This is a genomic window from Mesorhizobium sp. M0870, assembly GCF_040319775.1.
Classification (GTDB): domain Bacteria; phylum Pseudomonadota; class Alphaproteobacteria; order Rhizobiales; family Rhizobiaceae; genus Mesorhizobium.
In genome coordinates this window covers 116,837-131,886 of record NZ_JAMYOI010000007.1, presented here as the reverse complement: position 1 = coordinate 131,886, position 15,050 = coordinate 116,837, and the positions used below count along the sequence as shown (strand labels likewise).

The following is a 15,050-nucleotide window of genomic DNA, read 5'->3' as shown; positions in this document are numbered from 1 at the left end:
TGGCGGCTGAAAGGGTGTCTAGGCGCATCCTCATTGGACCTCCCAGAAGTCCTTCAGCGAGGCGAACCCGGCTTGGCGGCCTAGCACGACAGGCTTTTCGAAAGCGGCTACATCCTGAGAATCGACCGCTATGCATCAACCTGGGACAGTCCAAAGGCAGGTCAGCAGCCTTCCGTGGTCTTTTTCATCTGACCAGGAGCAGCCGAGTTAGCATCGGTGTCCTGTTGACCTGGGGCGGCCTGCTTGGCGCTGCCAGTTTGTTGACCCGGAGCGCAGTCCTTGGCGGAGTTCGAGTTCGTTCCACTCGTGGTGGTCGAATCCGTGCCCTGATCGGTCGTAGTGCTCGGCATGGTCTTGGTTGTCGAGGTCGACGATCCGCCTGTGGTCGTGTCGGTCGATTGCGCAAATGCGAGGCCAGTTGACAGTGCCATAATGGCTGAAGCGAAAAGAACCTGTTTCATGATCAACTCCATTTCGGAATGTCCCTTTGGTACCGAACTTCGCTGCGGCACGACGGTTCCAAGAAAAATGGGCAATCCAGAGGTCCGCACCTGGGATTGCCCTATGGCCCGCCACTGGGAAGCTCTCTGCCGTTATCTTCAACGAAGACCTGTCTTCCGCGATCACACCATAGGCTAACGCGGTCACACGGGTCATAATCCTGCTACAAAGTGGTCGATTCCTCAGGGATGTAGCCGCTCCAAGAGCCCGCCGCAGGTCGCCCCCGTGGCGGGCTTTTCAATTGCACGGTCGAGTTGGGTTCTCGGCACTGCGATGATGAGAAAGCCCCGCAGTGGTGGTAAGCCCGTATTTATTGCCTGGTTTCCCGGCTTTAAACAGCTGACTTCGCGGTGTGCGGATTCGGGCAAAAGCCGGATTCTGCCTGATGAAGGCGGAGCCGAGTCACCACTGTCAAACAGTGGGTGTTGCGATCCCCTCAAGCGCAATTATCCTGGTGTTGGCGCAACGCTTACGGATTTCGATAAGGCGCGCGTATTCCGGCGAATTGTACCAGCCCATCAATGACGTCATGTCGGGAAATTCGATAATTACCAAACGGTGTGGCTCCCAATCACCTTCCAAAACCTTGGTCGCACCGCCACGACCTAGATATTTCCCACCATAACGCTCCTCGGTGGCCGGCACATCCCGCCGGTATTCCTCGAACACGGCAGCGTCCTTTATGTCTACATCCGCGATCAGATAGGCGGCCATTTGCGCATCCTTCTTCTCAACGGCGCCCGACCCTTGCGTTCCACTCCCAGGGGGCGGCGCCCGTCGGTCAAGACGACTCTCTTCAGCGCTTCAACCGGCATTCGCCATGCGAAGTCAAAAGCCTGTTACAATCCACGGGTTGGAGTCGTATCCGAGGCGCGGCTCTGCCTTTGCGCCGCTATCTTGCGATTTGGCGGTTCCGGTGACACCGCAGTCCAGATTTGGAACGGGCTTCTTGGCTGACGGGTTGGTGGAACACAAGGCGGCGGCATCACTGACCGCCACCTTCTTTTCCTTGGCATCAGCGACACCAGTCGCAGCGAAAACCACAGCCGCGCAAAATACAGCCACTCTCATTGGAACCCCCTTTATTGCACCCGATAGATGGTCCGACATGACGTAACGTCATCTCAATATTAGCACTAATGAATATATTATCTAGCCCCTTGCCATCAAAAGCAGGCTGAGAGCCAGGCTTGCAGCGCGACCGCCAAAACCGGTGCCGATCTGGACACCAGCCGGCATGAGTCGCATTCTGCTCGTGGGGAAGGATGTGGATCGACAAAACACAGGGGCTGATCAGGCCAAACGCTAGCGGGACCGGACCCTGCGCGGCCGCCGGAGGCGTCTGTCGCATAACGTCGTGTCGTGGGCGCTGATCCTGATGGCGATAACCATTCTCGGTGGTCTAATCGCGCTCAAGGCGTACAAGTAAGCAGAGCCCCAGCACGCGAAGCTATCAGGCCACAGCCTAGCCGCTGCCAAGCAGCGGCACGGTAACGGTTGTCGCGTAGTTGATGGGGAAGGAACTGAAGTAGGGAAAGTCGATGACGAAGGCATAGGCCGCGGTCAGATGCGCCATGCGGAAGCCGCCGCTCACCGGGTCGATGGCGATGGTGACGTTCACGTCCTTAAACCCCAAGGCCTGCAATTTCTGCGTGGCGATCGATTGAATGTCGGCCTGGGTCAGCGTGTTCTTAAGCTGCAGCGAGCGCGCTGACGTCTCCAGCGTATAGCGAACACTGGAGACCGAGTGCATCGACCAGCCAAAAGCGAAGATCCCGAACAGCAGCATGACGAGGAAGGGGGCGATTAGCGCGAACTCCAGCCCGGCCCCGCCCGATCGATCCTGCCGGAACGCGCTTACCCTAGCGGACACGGATCATCTCCTGGTGACCGATTACAGTGGAAGTGGCAAATGGGCCGAAGGCAATTGGCGGCACCCAGGTGCCCGATGCCTGTATCTGGACATAGACCGCCGGCACCTTCGGCCCACTGCACATGGTGGACACGTCGACCACCGTCGCCCCGCACATACGGATGCGGCTTAGCGTGACCTGACCGTCCTCCGGCCGATTTTCCCAGCTCGCAATGGCAAGAGCTTGGGTCGCCGCATCATCGGTCGATCCGCTCATGACCAGGTTCGCGGCGGTCTTCACACCGGCGCGCATCGACAGTGAACTCGTTACGTAGGACCAGCCGTCCAGAATACCAAGCAGCACCAGGCACAGAATGGGCAGCACCATCGCGAACTCGACCGCCGCAACGCCCGAATCATCGCCAAGGTTCGGCATCGATCGGCGCCCCACGGGGCTACTCGGAAAGTGCCACGGACCGCGCGGCTGGAATGTTGGGCACTCCGAGGCTTGAGCAATCCTGATTGATGGTTGAATTACCGGACCATTGAATCGTATTGGCGACGACCCTGGTGCAGCCGCCCTTGCCCGAGAAGTTGCCAAGATAGTTCACTTGCTGCTTGGGGAAATAGATCGCCCCGGTCAAAAGCGAGTCCGCCGTGCCGTTGAATGTGCTGGATGCACTCATGCCGGTCCTGTCGCCGTAGAACAGAACGCCTGAGTAGGTGCCCGAAGTCGCCGCGCTGAGGTTCACGGACGCATTGCCATTCATGCTGACAGTCGAGCTGCCCGACATGAAGATGGTCACCCCGCTGCCAGTGATGGCCGCATTGGCGTTTATCTTGAAACTGCCCTGGACGACATAGACGCCGGGCGAAAGCGTGACATTGCCCTTTAGGTTCATGCCGCTGCAATAGGTGCCTGGACCGAGCGTCGCCTTGTTGTCGTTCTGGCAGGTGGTCCCGGCCACCGGGGCCGGCAGGTCGACAAAGGGATCGCCGGCAGGCAGTGCCTGGGTGATCGGGGCCGCGCAGACGGTCCTGACGGGATTGCTGAGAGAGACACCGCCCGCCGATATCAGGCAATCGGCCTGCAGACCGGCCGAGCCCTGAAGCTTGATGGCGTCCGAGGCGATCGAATTGGACATGACCGAGCAGCCGCTGAGCTTAACGCTGGTACTGCCGGAAAACAGCACTGCCTGCGAAGCGGATGGATCGAGCGCGAGCATGCAGGCACTCGAGGCATCGGTAATGACGGCCACCGCCCTCGCCTGTTCGGGAACCTTTTCCTGTGTAAAGATCAGGGTGAACATCCGGTCGAGCTTCTGGCCTACGATCACCTCGACCGCTTTTTTTGCCGTATTCGGTCCGGACGCTGGGGGCGTATTGACGACGATCGTGCCCGAGCCCAGTCCGTTCGACGCCGCGGACTGGGTCGCGGCCGCGACGATCGTCGGCTTGTCGGAACCCGAGATCTGTTCGAGCGCACCGGCATAAGCGGCTGCATCGGCCGTCGCCTGCAATCTCAGGCTGTTGTAGTACCAATAGGAGGTCTCGACGCCGAAGCCCGCAGCGCCGACAACGACCGGCAAGGTCAAGGCAAAAATCGTAGCGACATTCGCGCCCGTGCTGCGGCGCATGGCGTCCATTACAAGCCGAACACGGGTGAAGCTACTCAAGGCCATGGTTTAAATTAGAAAGCACGCATAGATGAACGAATGGCTAAAAAGTTCGTTGCATTTTTGAGCAGTGGTCCATTGGCTTCAAAAAAGAAGTGTTTCGCTGGCTGACCAACGCGCAAGCGCATCGATGTCTCAGAGTGGGCCGCCCCTCAAGGCCGGCGGGAAATTGCCGGATTCGCAGCCGAGACCGCGCGAACAACGACCGGGTCTCCGAAAAACACACCGGAGTAAGCGTATTTACAAATTACTGATGCATGTGTGGAGGATGGAGGTTCAGGATTTGCTTCAAGCGGAAAGAATTGGCATCGACTCCGCGACCGTATCAGCCAACATCTCTCGCTGCACGGCCAGGAAAAACCTGCGCACTTCATCGCTGGCTGCCGTTCTGTCCCTGCCGGATCCGACCACAAGATCGAGCAACTCCGACGCTTTGGCCCTCCAGAAGGAGGTGGCGGTCTCGCCATGCAGATTGCCGAGCTTGGCAGCAACCTCTCGAACCAAGAATACCTGACGGTCGATCGGGAATGCACGAACTTTTTCTGGAGACATCTTCCGAACCATGAGACTGATGCAACGAATCAACCACTGCCAACAAGCAATGGCATAGCCGGGAAGATGGAAACGGAAGCTTAACGGCGCCGACGATGGTGCATCCTGGTGCAGTCATCGCGGACGAGACCCGCGCAGGCGCGTGCGAGATCCTCATGGGCGTTCAACCGCGTTCGTTGGCGTGCCAATCGAGCCAGGCGAAACGGGCGACGGCCTTACGCCTGGAACGCCCTCGCCTCACCGCCGCGCTTGCGCGGCGTCATCATATCCCTGGCCATCAGTCCGCTCGCCCGGCAAAACGCCATGAAGGCCCGGCACGCATCCTCGGTCTTGACCACGTCCACCGTAGCGCCAAAGCAGGCGTTGAACGCCTTCTGATAGATCGGGCCCTGACGGCGCACAGGCCAGTCCTGGAGAAAGTCGAGCGCCTGTTCGACGCCGTAAATCTCCTCGACTGGCAGGCCGGGCGCGGGTGCGATGCGCACCGGCACCTCGAATTGCAGTCTGTCCATTTCCTATCTCCCGAACTGGCGTCACCGAGGCAACGCCATTCGTCGTCAAAAGTTGCTTTGCCGGGCTTTTGGTCCAGAAATGTGTCGTCACTTGGGTCGCTGGACCGCCACGTCGCCCAAAACAATCACGCACCGATGATATGCCTTGGGCGACACGTGCTCACTGGTTCGCCAGATCTGTCTCCGCGCCGAAGGCCATGCGAATGGCGGCAATCTGGACGGAGAGGAACGTGGCAGCCGAGGCCGCGCGCGACAGGGTTTTGAATGTCTTGATGCGTTGTTGCATTGAAATGATCCGGAAAAAGACGCGCCGCGCGACCGCTGCGCGGCCGACAGCCGCCGCACGATCACGACGCAAACAGGAATAACGATGAGGTGAAGGGTACGGTTCTGGACCGCTCAGGCCGTGATGGTCGGCGGTGCGCGCGGCTGGTTGGTGCGCGCCCCGGGAACCGAGGCGGCCCCATATCCCGAAACCATCGCTCTTTGCGATGTTCCTTCGGCCCAAAGAAAAACAGCGTCAGGGACCGGAAGCGCGGGATGGCCGCCGGCGAACTTGACCAGGAGCGGACGGCCGGCACGAACTTCCAGCGCTTGCGCCTTGCCGGTGACACGCAGCAGCGCCGCCACCTCGCCCGACCGCTCGACACCGACACTGGCACCGCTTGGCGCAGACCCCGCAAAGGCTGACGCCGCCGGCAGGCCGAAGCACAGCATCGCCAGCAGCACCATGCGCATCAGGCATGAGCACGCTGCCGTCAGCGGCGCTTCAGGCCATCCGGTTTGCCTGGCCGCCCCGAAGGGACGCGATCTCGAAAACATCACCCGCCCTAACGCACCACGGCCGGAAAGGGAAGCAAACCGGGCAAAAACCGGTAAGACATCGCCGATGCGAGGCAAATATCCGGAAGCGCGCGGCTGCATCAAACAGTTCTTCCTTGAACCTTTTGCCCTCAAGTGCCAAATCTGGGGAAATTTTCACGCTGGCTCTCCTGCAGAGCCCTACCCGCTACACGGACAGAATGGTCACCTATCTCGACGCCGCCACGGCCCCGCTCAGAAATACCGGCCAGATCCGCCTCTATGGCGAGGACGGCTTTGCCGGCATGCGCAAGGCATGCGATCTCACCGCACGCTGCCTCGACGAGTTGGTGCCGATGGTCCAGCCCGGCGTCACCACCGAAGCAATAGACCGCTTCGTCTTCGAATTCGGCATGGACCACGGCGCGCTGCCGGCGACGCTCAACTATCGCGGCTACACGAAATCGTCCTGCACCTCGATCAACCATGTCGTCTGCCATGGCATTCCCGACAACAAGCCGCTCAAGGATGGCGACATCGTCAACATCGACGTCACCTACATCCTCGACGGCTGGCACGGCGATTCTTCGCGCATGTATCCGGTCGGCACGATCAAGCGCGCCGCCGAGCGCCTGCTCGAAGTCACTCATGAATGCCTGATGCGCGGCATTGCGGCGGTCAGGCCGGGAGCCCGCACCGGCGCCATCGGCGCCGCCATCCAGACCTTTGCCGAAGGCGAGCGCTGCTCGGTGGTGCGCGACTTCTGCGGCCACGGCGTCGGCCAGCTGTTCCATGACGCGCCGAACATCCTGCATTACGGCAGCGCCAATGAGGGCGTCGAGATGCGGCCAGGCATGATCTTCACCATCGAGCCGATGATCAATCTGGGCAGGCCGCATGTGAAGGTTCTGTCGGACGGCTGGACCGCGGTGACGCGCGACCGCTCGCTGTCGGCGCAGTACGAGCACACGATCGGCGTGACCGACACAGGGTGCGAGATTTTCACGCTGTCGCCCAAAAAGCTCGATCGCCCCGGCCTGCCGGCCTAGCGGCGCATCTACCCGGCAGGAGGCCGTCTATGCCGACTGCAAATCCGCAGCATTCGGCAGGTCGATGGTAACGACCAGTCCGCTGGGCTGGTTGTCCTCCAATTCGATCCTGCCGCCGTGCCCCTGGACGATGTCGGCAACGATCGAGAGGCCCAGACCGAAGCCATGCTTCGATGCAATGCCGCGCGACGCATCTTCCTTGAAGAATGGTTCGAAAACACGAGCACGTGCCGTCATCGGAATACCCGGCCCGTCATCCCCTACCGTGATGCGCGCCGCCGTGCCGGTCGCCGTCAAGGCGACCGTGACATTGCCAGCGAATTTGACCCCGTTGTCGCAAAGATTGGCGATGGCACGCGCCAATGCATTGGGCTTGCACCAGCCCAGGAGCCGGTCCGGCCCGGAATATGAGACAGGAAATCCGACATCGGAGAATTCGGCGCAGACGGTTTGCAGAACGCTGGCAATGTCGGCGCGCTGCAGCTTCTCCGTCGAAACATCGTTGCGCAGATAGGTCAGGGTCTCGTCGATCAAGATTTCGATGTGCTGGACATCGGACAGGATTGCGGTTCGGATTGGGCCATCATCCATACGCTCGGCGCGAAGCCGCAGCCGCGTCAACGGCGTGCGCAGATCATGACTGACGCTGCGCAACATGCGCGTGCGATTTTCGATCATGGTGCGGATGCGCGTCCTCATCCTGTTCAGGGCGCGCGCCAAGCCCACCATTTCAATGGAGCCGTGTTCGACGAAGAGCTGTTCGCCATTCTCGATCTCGGCCGAACCGACTGCTGCCGAGATGCGCTTCAATGGATCCGTCACGGCCCAAACCGCAAACAGCCAGATCAGCACGGGCAAGGCGACGAAAGCCATGAACCTGTAGAACGAGGCACGGACGAGGCCCGATGTCAGCCAGGAATCGGGCATGCCGAAATGGGCCAGGACGTCCTGCTGGTCCAAATCGATGACAAATGCGTATCGGCCGCCGATCCTTAGCCAGCGTCCATCAACCGTCCCCCTGTCGATACGCAAAAGCCATTCGACACTTCGCCATTGCAGATAGGACTGGGGAATGCCGCGTATCTGGTCCTTGGGCAATATCTCGAAATCAAAGCCGGCCCGCTTTGCTGTCGCCAGAATTGCCCCACGCGCCTCCGCCGGCGTTTCTTGCAACAAGGCAGCAACAACGGCCGCACGCCTTGCGTTATCTTCCGCGGCGGGAAGGTCGACGTTCTCTATGAAAATCTCGACGACCGAACCGACGAACATGATCACGATCACCGCGATGAAAATGATTGCCACAAACTGCCCACGCACGGACTGTGGCAAGAAACGGCGGATGAAACCCCTCATGCTTCCTCCACCGTCGCGGTGAAGATGTAGCCACCCAACCGAACAGTCCTCAAAAGCACCGGATCGCGCGCATCCTTTTCGATCTTCCTGCGGATTCGACTGATATGGACATCGACGCTACGCTCGATCGGCCCCGCGAGCCCGGCATGGGTTACGCCCAGAAGTTCCTCGCGCGAGAGAACCCGGCCTGCATTGCGACAAAACGCAAGCAACAGGTCGAATTCATGCGTCGTGGTCGTAACCCGCGCATTGTTGGGGTCATGCAATTGCCGTCGTATGGGATCGAGGCGCCAGCCGTTGAAACGAAGCACCTTCGACCAGTCCCGCTCGTCTGGAGCATAGGCTGTACGGCGCAGCAGCGCCCGTATCCTGGCCGTCAGTTCGCGTGCGCTGAACGGTTTCGTCACATAGTCGTCCGCGCCGATTTCCAGCCCGAAGATGCGGTCGATTTCCTCACCGAGCGCGGTCAGCATCAGGATCGGAATGTTGGTTCCGGCACGAAGACGGCGACAGATGTTGAGACCGTTTTCGCCCGGCAGCATGACATCGAGCACGATGAGATCGAATTTCTGGTTGCGAAGCGCGGCATTCATCTGGACGCCGCTCTCGGCAATTTCCACGATCATGCCGTTGTCGGTGAGCGTCTCGCCCAGCATGCGCGCGATCTCAAGATCGTCTTCGACAATGAGGATGCGCGAACCTTGCCTTGCCGACCTGGATTCGGCGCTCAAATCGCTTTGGTGCCGTTGCTGTGCCATTCCGGAGTTTGTCTAGCCTGCATTTGGTGCCTGGGTAGGCGTCAGAACCGATATCCGACGAGAAGCATTCCTGAAGGCTGGATCTTTTCGACGACAACAGGGCTGTCGGCAGCATCACCCAAGAGAACGCCGACCCCCGCTTCGCCGCGCACCATCCAGTTCTCGTCAAGCATATATGTGGCGGAAATCGAAAAATCGGCGCGCTTCAAACCAGCGCCGGCATCATAGCGCGCCAGCCCCGAGCGAGATTGTTCGGGCGTGACGCCAAAATAGGCCTGCATGTAATTTTCGTCGGCAAAGACGGCGGACACGCTGGCGCCGATCATCAACGATTGAGACAGAGGCCGGATCACCTCGATCCCCACCCTGCCCTCCAGGCCATCGCTGCCACCGATGGTCTTGTCCAGTTGCGCGAATATTTCGGCCGGACCGAACTTCGCCGCTGCCTTCACGCCGACCGTCGCGCCCATGTCGACGTCCCCCAAGCCGCGCAGATGGTCGGAGTCGTCTTCCTTGCGGCCCATCTCATAGCCAAGCCGAGTGCTGAACGCGAACGGTCCTTGTTCATAGACGGCGATGTTGGCGCCTGTCGGGTCGATCGTCACCGTGTCAAGGAATGTCGCCGTGACGAAAGGCACCGGCATGATCTTGAACTCATTGCTGCCTTCGTATTTGGGGACGATGATGGCGCCGCCGCCAAGCACGACATGCCAGTCGGCCAGCTTCTGTTCGAAACGCCCGAAACGGGAAGGCTCGGGCGGCAGGGTAAAATCATCGGAATTCACCGCAATGGCGTCTGCCGCCAGCGCGCCCTCCGAATGCGTCGAAAGCAGGATTGCCATGGCCGCGAGAGATGCCCGGCCGGCAAATAGTCCAGAGTCAATTTTGGCGAACATGCGCGCTCCAGTATAGCGAGGCCACGAGCCTCCGATGGCGCCAACATGTCAGGTGAAAGTGGCCGCATGCGTTAAGTGATGTTAAGTTTTGTTGCGCAATCGTGGTTTCATCTTGCCGTATAGGGAAGCCATAGACTGACAGCGGGAGCTACCACGATCTGCCGTGGATCGTCTCGCGATCGGGGAACAGAACTGTTTCAATCCCGGCCAGAACAGTTCTAATGTCTGTGCTGGAGCAATGTAGGCGGTGTATGGGGAACACAAGCGACGACGACGAGCGGAGTTTCTTCTCCGAAGCGCCGATGCGGCCTGCGGCGAAAGCCAAGGCGACGCTCGACGAAAAGCCGCATTACCTCGGCCATCGCGACCGCTTGCGCGAGCGCTTTGCCCTGGCGGGGCCGGATGCCCTGCCCGATTACGAACTTCTGGAACTTCTGCTCTTTCGCCTGATCCCTCGTGCCGACACCAAACCGGCGGCCAAGGCGCTGCTGGCACGCTTCGGCACGCTGGCCGAAGTGCTCGGGGCGCCGGTTGGCCTCCTGCAGGAAGTCAAGGGCATTGGCCCTGCGGTGGCGCTCGATCTCAAGATCGTCGCGGCAACCGCGCAGCGCATGGCGCGCGGAGAGGTGCAGAGTCGCGAAGTCCTCTCGTCCTGGACACAGCTTCTTGCCTATTGCCGGTCGGTCATGGCCTTCGAGGCGCGCGAGCAGTTCCGCATCCTGTTCCTCGACAAGAAGAACGCGCTGATCGCCGACGAGGTTCAGCAGACAGGCACCGTCGACCATACGCCCGTCTACCCGCGCGAGGTGGTCAGGCGCGCCCTCGAACTCTCGGCCACCGCCATCATCCTGGTCCACAATCACCCGTCAGGCGACCCCACACCCTCACGAGCCGATATCGAAATGACGAAGGAGATCATCGAGGCGGGCAAGCGGCTGGGCATCGCGGTGCACGACCACATCATCATCGGGCGCAAGGGATACGCCAGCATGAAGGGCCTGTTGCTGATCTGACGGGCCGGGGGCATGCCACGACCGCCCGATCAAGCCCGGGCGATCGAATGAAGTGCAGGAAATTCGCTTGCACAATCTTTTGCCAAAAAATTTGAAAATTGTTCAATCTTGGAAAGAGGATCCCAGTATCCGCTATTTCTGGATTAATCTTCCAATCTAGAAGAATTCTCTCTTTGATTTTTAGAAGATAATTCCGTTGAGGCATCGCATTTTCGCTGCTACCGTTTTGAAACGCTTCAATTGGAACTCCGCCATTGCAACGCAAGCGCCCGACCATAGCGGATGTCGCACGAACCGCCGGTGTCTCCATCGGCACGGTGTCGAACTTCATCAATGGAACGGCCAGCCTGAGGGAAGGCACGCGCGACCGCATCGAGAAGGCGGTTGCCGCGCTGATGTATCGGCCGAGCTCCTTTGCGCGCTCACTGCCGGGCCGCGCACCACGCAGGCCAAAGAATCTCGACCATCTGCCAAGACTTCTGGTCGCCGGTAGGGTGAGTGTCGACTTCCTGTGCCGCGTCGACGTGCTGCCGCATCGCGACGACCGGATCACCGCCAGCCACATCGACAAGGCGTTGGGTGGCCCCGCGGCCAATCTCGCGGTTGCCGCCGCCGGCATCGGAGCTCCCTACGCGCTGGACGTTGAGCTGGCGACAGCGGTCGGCCAGGATCCAGAGAGCGATTGGGCGCTCGGCGCGCTTTCGAAACTGGGTGTCCACGCCTTGCCGATCCGCAACACGCCCAACAACCGCCTCTCCCAGGCGATCGTGATCATCGAGCGCAACGGCAGCCGGACGATCATCAGCGAACCGTTCGAGCTTGGCGAGGTCGACCTGACAGCCAATCTGGATATCCAGCCCGAGCAACGTCCGGCCTGCCTTCATATCGAAGGCTTTCACTACGAGACGATGACCGCGTCCATCGCGCGCTTTCATCAGGCGGGCTGGAAGGTGAGCCTGCATTCGGCCGGTCTTCCCAAAAGCGCCCGCACGCCGGAAACCTTCTCGCAGATGGTCAAACAGATCGATCTGACCTTCATCAACGATGTGATGATACGGGAGATCTTCGGCTTTCGCAGCCGCATGGCGACGACGATCGAAGAGGTGCGGCTGATGCTGTCACGCATCAAACAACGGGGAACGGTCGTGCTCACCCTCGGCGAGTTCGGCGCCGTCGTTTTTCCGGCGAATGGTGGTCCGCAGATCGAGGTGCCGGCGCTGCCGGTCAATCGCGTCGACGCGACAGGCGCCGGCGACAGCTTTGCCGGCATCTTCCTTGCCCTTTGGCTGCATGGCGCGTCGCTGGGCGACGCCGCGCGCTACGCGGCGATCGGGGCGAGCCTGACGACAACGGTCGAAGGCGCGCAGGGTTACATCGCAGACTTTGCCACGCTGAAGGCTGCGGCCCTGGCGAACAATGCCGTGATGGCCAGTTGAAACAATGGCTTATCGACGTTTCGACCCGGCGCGACCGACGAAATCAGGAGAGTATGATCATGGCGAAAACAAAAGTCCTTCTTGTCGGCGAAAGCTGGGTGAGTTCGGCGACCCACTACAAGGGGTTCGACCAGTTCGGCAGCGTCACCTTTCACCTGGGCGCAACACCCCTGGTGGACGCCTTGAAGGGCAGCGAATTCGATCTCGACTACATGCCCGCTCACGAGGCCGTCGAGAAGCTGCCTTTCACCATGGAAGGGCTGTCGCAATACAGGGCGATCATCCTGTCCGACATTGGCGCGAATTCGCTCCTGCTCCACCCCGATGTCTGGCTCCACGGCAAAACGGTTCCCAACCGGCTCAAGCTGCTGCGCGACTGGACGCTGGCCGGCGGCGGCCTGATCATGATCGGCGGCTATTTCAGCTTCCAGGGCATTGACGGCAAGGCGCGCTGGCATCGCACGGCGGTCGAGGAGGCGCTGCCGGTGACCTGCCTTCCCAACGATGACCGGCTCGAAATTCCGGAGGGCTTTCGTCCTGAGATCACTGGTTCCAGAGACCACCCGCTTTTTGCCGGCATCGAGGGCGAATGGCCGCTGCTGCTCGGTGCCAACGAGGTCATCGCCCGTGATCGCGACGATGTCGAGGTCCTGGCACGGCTGCCGCAGGACCAGGGCGGCCATCCCCTGCTGGTCACCGGGCGCCATGGCGAAGGGCGTACGCTGGTCTGGACGTCGGACATCGGTCCTCACTGGCTGCCGAACAGTTTTGTCGAATGGCCTGGCTACGCGAGGCTTTGGACCAACGTGCTGCGCTGGGTCAGCAACGCCTAGCGGTCCGCAATCGTCGGGGAACCCGTCATGACAGAGCCCTTTCTTGTCGCCAGAAACATCGCCAAGCGCTTCGGCGCTCTGACCGCGCTGGCAAATGTCGATCTGGAGATCCGCTCCGGCGAGGTGCTGGCGCTTCTCGGCGATAATGGCGCCGGCAAATCGACCTTCATCAAGATCCTGGCAGGCGCTCATCCGCCCAGTGGTGGGGAGCTTGTGATCGAGGGCAATCCGGTCGCCTTTCACTCGCCCAAGGATGCCGCGGCATCGGGGATCGCGACGATCTTTCAGGAACTGGCGCTTTCGGAGAACCTGTCGATCGCAGAAAACGTCTTTCTCGGCCGTGAATTGAAACGCTCCATTTTGGGCATTCCGTTCCTGAAGCGCAAAGAAATGCGCCAGCGCGTCGACGGCCTGCTGAAGGAGCTCGATGCTCATATTTCCGATCCAGAAGCGCCTGTTGGCAGTCTGTCGGGCGGGCAACGCCAGGCCGTCGCAATCTGCCGGGCGCTCAATCTGAATGCCAGGCTGGTCATCATGGATGAGCCGACTGCGGCCCTTGCCGTTGCCGAAACGCGCAAGGTCCTGGCGCTGACACGGCGGCTTGCCGCGCGCGGCTGTGCCGTTGTGCTCATCAGCCACAACATTTCCGAGGTCTTCGAGGTCGCCGACCGCATCGTGGTGTTCCGGCGCGGCCGCAAGGTGGCCGAACGGCTGGCTGCCGATACCGATCACGAGGAAGTCGTTTCGCTCATAACAGGCGCTCATCCCGACGTGCGGGCGCTTGAAAAAACAAACTGAAACGCACGTCATTTCCAGAGAGGTTCAAACACAATGCTTTCACAGTTCAAGAAAGTGCTCGCCGCATCCGCACTGTCACTCGCCATTGCAACCGCGGCGCATGCCGCGGACAAACACAAGGTCGCCTTCGTTCCGCAATTGATCGGCATCCCTTACTTCAACGCCATGGAAGCCGGCGGCAATCGCGCCGCCAAGGATCTCGGCGTCGATTTCATCTATTCCGGTCCCGTCGACACCAATCCGGTCGACCAGTTGCAGATCGTCCAGAACCTGATCGATCAGGGCGTCGAGGCGATCTCGGTCAGCGTCCTCGATGCCTCCAGCATCGCACCCGTGGTCGAGAGCGCCAAGGCGAAAGGCATCAAGCTGTTCACCAGTGACAGCGACGCGCCCGACAGCGGCCGCGCCGTCTATGTGGCGCAGGCGACCGACGAAGGCCTCGGCACAACCATTGTCGACGAACTCGTCAAGCGCGTCGGCGAGGACGCAACCATCGGCATCGTCTCCGGCGAGGCAACGGCGTCCAATCTCAACGCCTGGATCGGCTTCATGCAGAAGCAAGCCACCGCCAAATATCCGAAGCTGAAGCTGCTCGCGCCGCAATTCGCCGGCGGCACCGCCGAACGCGCCGCGCAAATATCAGGCGATCTGATGGCGGCCAACCCGGACATCAAGGCCATCATCGCCGTCGCCTCCTCGACATGCCCGGGCGTAGCCCAGGCCATCGAAACCGCAGGCAAGATCGGCTCGGTCATCGGTGCCGGCTATTGCAGCCCGAACACGGCACGGTCCTACCTGAAGAGCGGAGCCTTCGGCTTCACCGTGCTCTGGGATCCCGAGCAACTCGGCTATCTCACGGTCTGGGCCGGCAAACAGCTGATCGACGGCAAGAGCTTCGAAGCGGAAAACAAGGTCGCCGGCCTGGAAAAGCCAGTCACCTATGATGCCGCCAAGGGCATTTTGCTTCTCGGGCCGCCGGCTGTCTTCACCAAGGACAATGTCGACAAGTTCAACTTCTGA

The 15,050-nt window shown here is 60.6% G+C and carries 19 protein-coding genes; 6 read left to right on the top strand and 13 right to left on the bottom strand.

Features of this window, described 5'->3' with window-relative positions; translation table 11 throughout:
• Positions 1-161: 161 nt before the first annotated feature.
• The 10 genes from NKH97_RS11195 to NKH97_RS11150 form a co-directional block, all read right to left on the bottom strand.
• Positions 162-461 carry a hypothetical protein gene (locus tag NKH97_RS11195; RefSeq protein ID WP_127297149.1) on the bottom strand — a complete coding sequence of 100 codons (300 nt, stop codon included), beginning with the start codon at positions 459-461 and terminating at the stop codon, positions 162-164.
• A gap of 451 nt (positions 462-912) precedes the next feature.
• A complete protein-coding gene (locus tag NKH97_RS11190) occupies positions 913-1,215 on the bottom strand; it encodes a DUF1330 domain-containing protein (RefSeq protein WP_023810464.1) in 303 nt (100 codons plus the stop codon).
• Positions 1,216-1,329: 114 nt separating this feature from the next.
• Entirely contained in the window at positions 1,330-1,572 is a 243-nt protein-coding gene (locus tag NKH97_RS11185; protein ID WP_081734816.1) for a hypothetical protein, read from the bottom strand.
• A gap of 394 nt (positions 1,573-1,966) precedes the next feature.
• Positions 1,967-2,374: a TadE/TadG family type IV pilus assembly protein gene (locus NKH97_RS11180; RefSeq protein ID WP_023810463.1), complete on the bottom strand. Its 408-nt coding sequence runs from the start codon at positions 2,372-2,374 to the stop codon at positions 1,967-1,969.
• Positions 2,364-2,789 carry a TadE/TadG family type IV pilus assembly protein gene (locus NKH97_RS11175; protein WP_050592670.1) on the bottom strand — a complete coding sequence of 142 codons (426 nt, stop codon included), beginning with the start codon at positions 2,787-2,789 and terminating at the stop codon, positions 2,364-2,366. Before NKH97_RS11175 ends, NKH97_RS11180 begins: the two co-directional genes overlap by 11 nt.
• Before the next feature lie 19 nt (positions 2,790-2,808).
• Positions 2,809-3,990 (bottom strand): pilus assembly protein TadG-related protein, encoded by a 1,182-nt coding sequence (locus NKH97_RS11170; protein WP_081734815.1) that lies wholly within the window; start codon positions 3,988-3,990, stop codon positions 2,809-2,811.
• A 327-nt stretch (positions 3,991-4,317) separates the two neighbouring features.
• Positions 4,318-4,581 carry a DUF6074 family protein gene (locus NKH97_RS11165; RefSeq protein ID WP_023810460.1) on the bottom strand — a complete coding sequence of 88 codons (264 nt, stop codon included), beginning with the start codon at positions 4,579-4,581 and terminating at the stop codon, positions 4,318-4,320.
• A 215-nt stretch (positions 4,582-4,796) separates the two neighbouring features.
• Positions 4,797-5,093, bottom strand: a complete 297-nt coding sequence (locus NKH97_RS11160) for a DUF982 domain-containing protein (RefSeq protein ID WP_352440220.1) — start codon at positions 5,091-5,093, stop codon at positions 4,797-4,799.
• A gap of 160 nt (positions 5,094-5,253) precedes the next feature.
• Positions 5,254-5,379, bottom strand: coding sequence for a hypothetical protein (locus NKH97_RS11155; RefSeq protein WP_352440219.1), 126 nt, complete (start codon positions 5,377-5,379; stop codon positions 5,254-5,256).
• Between the two features lie 113 nt (positions 5,380-5,492).
• Positions 5,493-5,915: a hypothetical protein gene (locus NKH97_RS11150; RefSeq protein ID WP_352440218.1), complete on the bottom strand. Its 423-nt coding sequence runs from the start codon at positions 5,913-5,915 to the stop codon at positions 5,493-5,495.
• Between the two features lie 200 nt (positions 5,916-6,115).
• Here NKH97_RS11150 and map point away from each other — a divergent pair, with 200 nt between their 5' ends.
• The gene (gene map / locus NKH97_RS11145; protein WP_013532002.1) at positions 6,116-6,943 is read left to right on the top strand and encodes a type I methionyl aminopeptidase; all 828 of its coding nucleotides are present in this window, start codon (positions 6,116-6,118) and stop codon (positions 6,941-6,943) included.
• A 27-nt stretch (positions 6,944-6,970) separates the two neighbouring features.
• Here the strand turns inward: map and NKH97_RS11140 are convergent, their stop codons facing one another.
• The 3 genes from NKH97_RS11140 to NKH97_RS11130 are packed head-to-tail and all read right to left on the bottom strand — an operon-like array spanning position 6,971 to position 9,950.
• Positions 6,971-8,296, bottom strand: coding sequence for a sensor histidine kinase (locus tag NKH97_RS11140; RefSeq protein WP_352440217.1), 1,326 nt, complete (start codon positions 8,294-8,296; stop codon positions 6,971-6,973).
• Positions 8,293-9,054: a response regulator gene (locus NKH97_RS11135; protein ID WP_032900681.1), complete on the bottom strand. Its 762-nt coding sequence runs from the start codon at positions 9,052-9,054 to the stop codon at positions 8,293-8,295. Before NKH97_RS11135 ends, NKH97_RS11140 begins: the two co-directional genes overlap by 4 nt.
• Before the next feature lie 41 nt (positions 9,055-9,095).
• The gene (locus NKH97_RS11130; protein ID WP_352796739.1) at positions 9,096-9,950 is read right to left on the bottom strand and encodes a MipA/OmpV family protein; all 855 of its coding nucleotides are present in this window, start codon (positions 9,948-9,950) and stop codon (positions 9,096-9,098) included.
• Positions 9,951-10,201: 251 nt separating this feature from the next.
• Here NKH97_RS11130 and radC point away from each other — a divergent pair, with 251 nt between their 5' ends.
• The 5 genes from radC (at position 10,202) to NKH97_RS11105 (ending at position 15,050) form a co-directional block, all read left to right on the top strand.
• The gene (gene radC, locus NKH97_RS11125; RefSeq protein ID WP_023810452.1) at positions 10,202-10,963 is read left to right on the top strand and encodes a RadC family protein; all 762 of its coding nucleotides are present in this window, start codon (positions 10,202-10,204) and stop codon (positions 10,961-10,963) included.
• Positions 10,964-11,217: 254 nt separating this feature from the next.
• Positions 11,218-12,399 (top strand): carbohydrate kinase family protein, encoded by a 1,182-nt coding sequence (locus tag NKH97_RS11120; RefSeq protein ID WP_352440215.1) that lies wholly within the window; start codon positions 11,218-11,220, stop codon positions 12,397-12,399.
• Between the two features lie 59 nt (positions 12,400-12,458).
• Positions 12,459-13,232: a glutamine amidotransferase gene (locus NKH97_RS11115; RefSeq protein ID WP_023810450.1), complete on the top strand. Its 774-nt coding sequence runs from the start codon at positions 12,459-12,461 to the stop codon at positions 13,230-13,232.
• Positions 13,233-13,259: 27 nt separating this feature from the next.
• Positions 13,260-14,030 (top strand): ATP-binding cassette domain-containing protein, encoded by a 771-nt coding sequence (locus tag NKH97_RS11110; protein WP_023810449.1) that lies wholly within the window; start codon positions 13,260-13,262, stop codon positions 14,028-14,030.
• Positions 14,031-14,063: 33 nt separating this feature from the next.
• The gene (locus NKH97_RS11105) at positions 14,064-15,050 is read left to right on the top strand and encodes an autoinducer 2 ABC transporter substrate-binding protein (RefSeq protein WP_027036878.1); all 987 of its coding nucleotides are present in this window, start codon (positions 14,064-14,066) and stop codon (positions 15,048-15,050) included.